General features: G+C 65.6%; 7 protein-coding genes. 2 read left to right on the top strand and 5 right to left on the bottom strand.

Annotated elements, in window-relative coordinates:
* Positions 1 to 291 precede the first annotated feature (291 nt).
* Positions 292 to 1,119, top strand: a complete 828-nt coding sequence (locus DFR67_RS20670; RefSeq protein ID WP_110471369.1) for a dienelactone hydrolase family protein — start codon at positions 292 to 294, stop codon at positions 1,117 to 1,119.
* 18 nt (positions 1,120 to 1,137) lie between these two features.
* On the opposite strand, the gene purE is transcribed toward DFR67_RS20670, so the two are convergent.
* Together purE and DFR67_RS20660 are read right to left on the bottom strand one after the other, a co-directional pair.
* Positions 1,138 to 1,662, bottom strand: coding sequence for a 5-(carboxyamino)imidazole ribonucleotide mutase (purE, locus tag DFR67_RS20665; protein ID WP_110471368.1), 525 nt, complete (start codon positions 1,660 to 1,662; stop codon positions 1,138 to 1,140).
* Positions 1,646 to 2,953, bottom strand: a complete 1,308-nt coding sequence (locus DFR67_RS20660) for a 5-(carboxyamino)imidazole ribonucleotide synthase (protein WP_425451310.1) — start codon at positions 2,951 to 2,953, stop codon at positions 1,646 to 1,648. The genes purE and DFR67_RS20660 overlap by 17 nt, the downstream gene beginning before the upstream one ends.
* Before the next feature lie 105 nt (positions 2,954 to 3,058).
* On the opposite strand from DFR67_RS20660, the gene DFR67_RS20655 reads away from it, so the two are divergent.
* Positions 3,059 to 3,619: a GtrA family protein gene (locus DFR67_RS20655; protein WP_110471366.1), complete on the top strand. Its 561-nt coding sequence runs from the start codon at positions 3,059 to 3,061 to the stop codon at positions 3,617 to 3,619.
* Between the two features lie 76 nt (positions 3,620 to 3,695).
* Here the strand turns inward: DFR67_RS20655 and DFR67_RS20650 are convergent, their stop codons facing one another.
* From DFR67_RS20650 to DFR67_RS31190, 3 genes are all read right to left on the bottom strand, one after another.
* Positions 3,696 to 4,988: a sensor histidine kinase gene (locus DFR67_RS20650; protein ID WP_245938062.1), complete on the bottom strand. Its 1,293-nt coding sequence runs from the start codon at positions 4,986 to 4,988 to the stop codon at positions 3,696 to 3,698.
* A gap of 23 nt (positions 4,989 to 5,011) precedes the next feature.
* On the bottom strand, positions 5,012 to 5,689 hold the full coding sequence (locus DFR67_RS20645) for a response regulator transcription factor (protein ID WP_110471403.1): 678 nt from the start codon (positions 5,687 to 5,689) through the stop codon (positions 5,012 to 5,014).
* A 128-nt stretch (positions 5,690 to 5,817) separates the two neighbouring features.
* Positions 5,818 to 6,918 (bottom strand): ABC transporter substrate-binding protein, encoded by a 1,101-nt coding sequence (locus DFR67_RS31190; RefSeq protein WP_245938061.1) that lies wholly within the window; start codon positions 6,916 to 6,918, stop codon positions 5,818 to 5,820.
* Positions 6,919 to 6,985 lie beyond the last annotated feature (67 nt).

Below are 6,985 nucleotides of genomic sequence, written 5' to 3'. Positions count from 1 at the left end.
TCGATCTCCTTCTCCGAAAGCGCCCGAATCGCCGCACGCAACTCGTCGTGCTCCTCACCGAGCTTGAACAAATCGAAATCGGGGTTGCCGGCCATCAGAACACTCCTCATGTGCGCCAGTGAAAATCGGACTCTTCGCCCGAGTGGAAAGTCAGGCTCTTCGCCGTCAATCGTAATACCGCGTCCAAACTTAGTTACTGGCGGGTAACTGAAGTTCGCGTACCTTCCCGCTGCCCGGAACGTGGCACTAGCCTTGGCCGCGAACTTCATTCTGCCTGAAAGGTGATCGCCCATGAGCCCTAAGTCCTCGCCTGCCGAAGCACTCGCCGATTTCGAGAAGACAGACTTCACCCACTACGGCCAGACGCGCACGATCTACCGGCTGGGTAGCGGTCCTGCGGTGATCATCATCGCCGAGATACCGGGGATCACCCCCAAAGTGCTTCGCTTCGCTCGCGAGGTCGCAGGCATCGGCTGCACCGCGGTGTTGCCGAGCCTCTTCGGTGTCGACGGACTCGACCCCTTGCACGCTGGGCCAGGCGACGTCCGCACGATGGCGTCGGCACTGGTGCCGAGGTGTATCAGCAGCGATTTCACCGTGCTCGCGACCGGAAAGTCGTCGCCGGTTGTCAACTGGTTGCGCGCCCTCGCCGCGTCAGAACACGAGAAGTGCGGTGGGCCGGGGGTGGGCGCGATCGGGATGTGTTTCACCGGCGGATTCGCGCTTGCGATGGCGACCGACGATCGCCTGCTGGCACCGGTCGTCGCACAGCCGTCGCTGCCGTTCCGCCCCCTGAACGCGCTCGCCGGCAACATCGACATCTCGGCGGAGGAACTCGAGACCGTGAAGGGCCGATGCGCCGCAGGGCTGCAGGTGCTGGGGGTCCGGTTCAAGGGCGACAAATTGTCGCCGCCCAGGCGCTTCGAGTTCCTGCGCGAACAGCTCGGTGAGGCCTTCGTGGCCATCGAACTCGATGACAGCGACGCCGCGCCGTCTCCGCTGCCGCCCCACTCCGCCTTGACCGAGCACCTCATCGACGAACCCGGAACGCCCACCCGGGCAGCTCTCGATCAGGTCCTGGACCTGTTCCGTCGCCGCCTGCTGACCGAGGCGAGCTGAGTTCGACCAGGACCGGTGTCAGCCGCCCAGCAGTTTATCTTGCAGCGCTTGATCTTTCGCGAGGACCATGTCAGACAGATCGGCCTGGAAACGTTCCATCCGGGCCCGCAACGCCGGGTCGGAGGCGGCAAGGATGCGGACCGCGAGGAGCCCGGCGTTGCGGGCCCCACCGATCGACACCGTTGCCACGGGCACGCCTGCGGGCATCTGGACGATCGAGAGCAACGAGTCCATCCCGTCGAGGTACTTCAACGGCACCGGTACCCCGATCACCGGAAGCGGTGTCGCCGATGCCACCATCCCCGGGAGGTGCGCCGCACCACCCGCGCCGGCGATGATCACCGACAGGCCACGCCCAGCAGCATCTGCGGCGTAATCGAGCATGCGCTGCGGGGTGCGGTGCGCCGAGACGACCCCCACCTCGAACCGCACCCCGAACTCGGCCAGCGCCACGGCGGCCGCCTCCATCGTCGGCCAGTCCGAATCGCTACCCATGATCAGCCCGACACGCGGACCGTTCGAGTTCTCACTCACCGTGCACATCCCATCCGTCGGTCCAGACGCCGTGCGACATCCAGTGTGCGGCCCGTTCCGCGATTTCCCGCAGTTGCGCGACGTAGTCCGGGTCATCGACATCGCCGCCGGGCGCGCCGACGACGTTGACGTGACCGATCTTGCGATCGGGCCGTTCGCCTTTCCCGTACAAGTGCACCTTCGCCCGCGGGATCCTTGCGAACAGGTGGTGCAGGCGTTCGTCCATCGACATGGACGGCGCTTCCTCGGCCCCGAGAATGTTGGCCATCACGGTGGCGGGTGCCAGTACGGAGGTATCGCCGAGCGGGTAGTCGAGCACCGCCCTCAGATGCTGCTCGAACTGGCCCGTGACCGCGCCGTCCATGCTCCAGTGCCCACTGTTGTGCGGACGCATCGCGAGCTCGTTGACGAGCAGGCGACCGTCGATGGTCTCGAACAGTTCCACTGCCATGACGCCCACCACACCGAGTTCGCCGGCCAGCCGCAGAGCCAAGCGCTGGGCGCTCTCGGCGAGTTCGGTGTCCAGACCCGGCGCGGGTGCGATCACCACCGCGCACTGTCCCTTGCGTTGCACCGTCTCGACCACCGGCCAGACCGCCCCCTGCCCGAATGGTGAGCGCCCGACCATCGCGGACAACTCGCGCCGCAAGGCGACCTTCTGCTCGGCCATCAGGGCTGCGCCTGCCGGTGCCTCATCCAGCACCGCCAAAGCCTGTTCCCGGTCATCGATCAGCCACACACCGCGCCCGTCGTAGCCGCCGGTGACCGTTTTGAGGACGATGTCCCAGTGATGTCGCTCACCGAATTCGATGAGCGCCTCGCGCGGCGAGTCGGCTCCCAGCTCGACGTAAGCGGGTATCGGCGCACCGAGTTCGGAGAGCTTGCGGCGCATCCGGAGCTTGTCCTGTGCGTAGATCAGCGCGGCCGGCGGCGGGAGCACCTTGACGCCCTCGGCGACCAGAACCTCGAGATGGGCGACCGGAACGTGCTCGTGATCGAACGTCAGGGCGTGCGCGCCCCTGGCGGCAGCGCGGAGGTCGTCGAGGTCGGTGTGCGAACCGAGTACCACGTCGGGAGTGACCTGAGCTGCAGGTTCGTCGGCCGACGCGGCGAGTACCCGCAACCGCTGGCCCAAAGCGATGGCCGCCTGGTGCGTCATCCGGGCGAGCTGGCCCCCACCGATCATCGTCACCACGGGCATGCCCGACGTCGCCGCAACCCGGCTGCCCTCAGGCGAAGCGGGCGCCGGTGGCACCGTGGTCACGGTCGGCGCGGGCACTGGGGTCGAATCACTCGTCACGGCTATCCATGCTGTCACGATCACAGGTGTTCGAATGACACGGGACCCGGCCGAGAACTCGCCGGATTAGTTCACCGGCGATGTTTTTTCGTAGACTGCATCCTTGTGTCATTCATCGACGGGCTGATGGCCCGTACCCCAGCGCCCGTCCGAGGCCTGGCGATGAAGCACCACGAGCTCATCAAGTTCGCCATCATCGGTGGGTCGATGATGTTTTTGGACATGGCGATCTTCTATTCGCTGAGTCTGACGATCCTCGAGAACAAGCCCGTGGTCGCCAAGATCATCTCGGGTGTTCTCGCCACCATCGTCAGCTACGTCCTCAACCGTGAGTGGGCATTCAAGAACCGCGGCGGACGCGAGACGCACCATGAGGCCCTGCTGTTCTTCGCGATCAGCGGCGTCGGTGTGGTCTTGCAGGCGGCGCCTCTGTTCGTGGCCAACAACATCTTCGACATCCGCAGCTCGGTCGATGTCACCAAGTTGGTCATCATCGACTTCGTCCTCGGCTACATCATCGGCAACCTGCTGCAGATGGCGTTCCGGTTCTGGGCTCTGCGGCGCTTCGCCTTCCCGGAGTCCGATCTGCGAGTTGTCGCGACCGATTCCACCGCGCTGCACCCCCCGTCCGACAAACTCGCAGATGAGGAACTAGGCCACAGCTGAACCCCTTCGATAATGGGTCGTGTGGCGAACAAAAGCGCAGGTCGCCCTCGCCAGAACAACCCATCATCGGGTCTGACTAACGGGGCTCGGGGCCTCTGGGGAGCACCTGGTCGGCATCGATGTCGACTTCGTGCCTCGGCACCACGATCGCGAACGTGGGTGGCCGGCGCTGCAGCAGATCGAGGCGCCCCCCATCGGCTTCGATCAACGCACGCGCCAGCGGTAGTCCGACCCCGCTGGACCCGCCCTCGGAGTATCCCCGCTGGAAGACGTGTGGGGCGCTCTTGTCGCTGACCCCTGCGCCCTCGTCCGACACCGAGATCCGGATCATCCCGCTTCCCGCCAGCTCGCGGGTCTCGATCAGGCAGTCGCCCTCACCATGGCGCAACGCGTTGTCCACGAGCACGCTCAGGGCCTCTCGCAGACGTGTCGGGGTGACGCGCGCAGCGCACTCTCCCGACGCGACCGCGGAGAGCGTGCGGTTCTGGACCGCGAAGGCCTGTCCATAGTCGGCCACGACCTGATCGACCTGCTCGGGGACGGCCACCGGGTCGAGTCGCGCCACCTGCTCACCGCGGGCGGCGGTGATCAGCTCATCGAGCTCGCTGGTGAGACGTTCGACCTGCGCGAGCGCCGCGTCCGCCTCGTCCACCACGTCCTGATCGGGGTGGATGGACAACTCGTCGAGCCGTAACCTGATGGCGGTGAGCCTGCTGCGCAGCTGATGAGAGACCTCTCCGACGATCCGCCCCTCACGCTCGAGACGTATGGTGATCTCGCGATTCGCGGCGTCGAGTGCAGACGACACCCGGTCCAGCTCTTCGATGTCGTAGTGCCTGCCCTCGGTGGCGAAATCTCCCTGGGCCATACGCGCTGCCCGGGCGGCAACGTCTTCCAGTGGATCCGCGAGGCGCCCGGCGGTCACGGCAGCCACCACGAGGCCGGCGATGATCGAGGTCGTCACCGCGAGAGAGACCACACCGACTGCGCCCCATTGTCTGCTGCGGACCTGCGAGGAGGGCACCGACAGCGTCAGCGAGCCCGCTTCACCCAGGGTCAGCGATTCGGTCACGGGTTCTTCGTCGAAGGGCACCCCGATATCGACTTTTTCTTGGTCGGTGCCGCTTGCTGACACCACCGGGAAGTAGATCTCCAGGCGTCCACCCTCCGGGACCAACAACCTGAACTTGTCTCGATCCAGGGCCCCGCTGACGGATCCGTCAGGCCCTTCCTGGTCGAGGAGCTCGGCCGAGACACGTTTGAGCCGGTCATCGAGATCTTGGTGTGCGGTGTCGTCGACCCACCACCAGGCCGTGAACATCAGCGGTACACCCAGCAGCAGTCCGATGCCCATGACCATGGCCATCATCGACCGCAGGATTCGGCGGCGCACTAGTCGGGGTCGAAACGGAAGCCGACGCCGCGCACCGTGACGATCCGTTTCTTGCGACCGGGACGGTCGTCGCCGATCTTGCGACGCAGCCAGGAGATGTGCATGTCGAGCGTCTTAGACGAGAGCAGATCCGGGGTCCCCCAGACCTCGGTCAGGATCTCTTCGCGGCTGACGACCTCACCGCCGCGCTCCATCAGATATCGCAGCAGGTCGAACTCGCGGTTGGCCAGTGTCGCATCCTCGCCCGCGACCAGCACCCGGCGTCCGCGGGCGTCGAGGTGGATGTCCCCGGCCTCGATGACCACGTCGACGCTCTGCTTGCGTCGGAGCAGGGCACGCACGCGAGCGAGCAACTCGGCCAACCGGAACGGCTTGCCGACGTAATCGTCGGCGCCGGCATCGAGACCGACGACGAAGTCGACCTCGTCGGTGCGAGCGGTCAGCATCAAGACGGCGAGCTGCGGACGCGCGGCGCGGATGCGGCGGCACACCTCCAGTCCGTCCATCTCGGGCAGCCCGAGATCGAGGACGAGAAGCTCGAATCGACCGCTGCGGGCCATCTCGAGGGCTGCGGTGCCGGTGGTCACGACCTCGCAGCCGTATCCCTCGCGGCTCAGGGCACGGGCAAGCGGCGCGGCGATGGCTTCGTCATCTTCGGCCAGCAGGACTTCGGTCACCATGCCAACTTAGCCCCGCTGACCCAGGACTCGTCGTACTCGGCTTCCCCCGAGGGAACCGCGGCTCCGATCATGCCCGAAATGGACGATTTCGGGGAACGGTATGAAACGGGATCGGTGTCGGGTGACTATCCCATCGGCATGTTCGCGAGTTCGACGGCGCGCTGCATCGTCTCGCGGTCGACGACGTCGGCTGCATTCATCGGCTGGGTCAGGACGCCGGACTCGCTTGCGATGTCGATCATGAACGCCACGCTGTCGTCGGACAGCCCGCCGTCATCGGTCCAGAACGGGTACTTCTGGATGAGGTCGAACAGTTCTCTGAGGGATTGCTCGGAGGGGGGATCTTCGACGTACTCGGCGACCGCGGCCTGAAAGCGGGAGAAGTCGCTCTTCAATGCCTTCATCGCGCGCAGCGTGGTGGCGCAGTAGGTGGCGGCGAGTTCACGGTTCTCCGCGAGCCATTCCGCCTGGGCAGCCTGAGCAACCTTGATGAACCCGGGGGCGTTGTCGTAGAGGGTGGCGATCAGCGCAGGTTGGTTCACCGTTCCCGCCGCACCGTCGTACTGCGTGTCGTGAATCACCGTCGCGTCGAGCTGACCTGCGGCCCACGCGTCCGTTCGGGCGCCGGAGCTCTCGATGATCTGTGGATTCGGGATCTCGTGCACGTCCCGCGGCTCTCCGATGCCGCTCAGCAAGGCGTTGAGAACGATGGCTCCGGCGCCGCCTGGGCTGTCTATCCCGACCCGGGTCGACGGTTCGAACAGCTGACCGGCGGTGTTCACACCGTTGGCGCCGGCCAGGACGAAATCGTCCATGCTCACGTACGGGCAGAAGACCTTGACGTCTTCGCCCTGCTCGCGCGTATCCAGGATCGCTGAGAACGACGTCGCCAGGACCTGGGCCTCACCGTCGAGCAGGGTGCGGACCGCCTCGGTGTGCGAATCGTTTTCGGTGATGTTCTTCTCGACGTTGATGTCCAGGCCGAAGTCACCGGCGTTGTGGCCCACGCCGTAGACCAGCGGCACCTGCGACGCCTGGGGACGCGCACCCAGCACGATCTGCAGCGACTCCCCAGTGCTATCCGCAGACTCACCCGAGCTCTGTTCGGACTCCCCTGTGCTCGATTCACTTGATTGGGAGCAGGCCGAGCCTGCGAGAGTCAAGGCGATGATCGTGCAGGCGGAGATCACGGCAGTCGTATGCCTTCTGCGACTTCTGGTTGGCATCTGGTTCCCTCATTCACACTGGATCGCCGAGCAGCTGACCGTGTGCAGCGGACTCACACGCGTCCCA

Origin of the sequence: Williamsia limnetica, from assembly GCF_003217475.1 — a bacterium.
GTDB lineage: Bacteria > Actinomycetota > Actinomycetes > Mycobacteriales > Mycobacteriaceae > Williamsia > Williamsia limnetica.
Note: the sequence above shows the minus strand (reverse complement) of the source record. Positions and strands in the feature narration are given on the sequence as shown.